The following is a 617-nucleotide window of genomic DNA, read 5'->3' as shown; positions in this document are numbered from 1 at the left end:
TGGGCGCGCCAGCGATCCCGGGCTCAGTACTCGGCCTTCGTCGTCGCGGACCACGAGTGCGTGTGCGGGTCCGCTGATGGTGATGACACCGCGATGGTGTGACCGGTGATGGTAGGGACAGACCAGCACCAGGTTGGCTAGTTCGGTAGGGCCGCCGTCTTCCCAGTGCCGGATATGGTGGGCGTGCAGACCGCGGGTGGCACCACAACCCGGCACCACACAGGTGCGGTCGCGGTACTCCAGCGCGCGGCGCAGCCGCCGGTTGATCACCCGCGTCGCCCGCCAGGCACCGATGACCTCGCCGTGACGCTCGAACCAGACCTCACCAGTGGCATCACAGGTCAGGTATTGGCGGTCGGCATCGGTAAGCAGCGGACCCAGATGCAGTGCCGCAGCGCGCTGCTCGACGTCGAGGTGCACCACCACGGTGGTGTGCTGTCCGTGCGGGCGCCGCGCCGCCTCGGCGTCCCAGCCGGTCTCGATCAGGCGCATGAATGCCTCGACCGTGCCCGGCATCGGGGGCCGCTGATCACCGGCGCTGGTGGCCTGATCGTGTTTCCACTCGGCGATCAGCGCCTCACGATGCGACGCCACCGCGGCGTCGAACTTCGCCGCAT

At 68.9% G+C, this 617-nt stretch carries 1 protein-coding gene; it reads right to left on the bottom strand.

Going from position 1 to position 617, the window contains the following annotated elements; genetic code table 11:
- Window positions 1-617 (bottom strand): HNH endonuclease signature motif containing protein (locus tag A5624_RS14870; protein WP_156749021.1); only part of this gene is annotated, 617 nt, incomplete at both ends.

It is taken from the genome of Mycobacterium sp. 1482292.6, assembly GCF_001672995.1.
GTDB classification, from domain to species: Bacteria; Actinomycetota; Actinomycetes; order Mycobacteriales; family Mycobacteriaceae; genus Mycobacterium; species Mycobacterium europaeum_A.
Note: the sequence above shows the minus strand (reverse complement) of the source record. Positions and strands in the feature narration are given on the sequence as shown.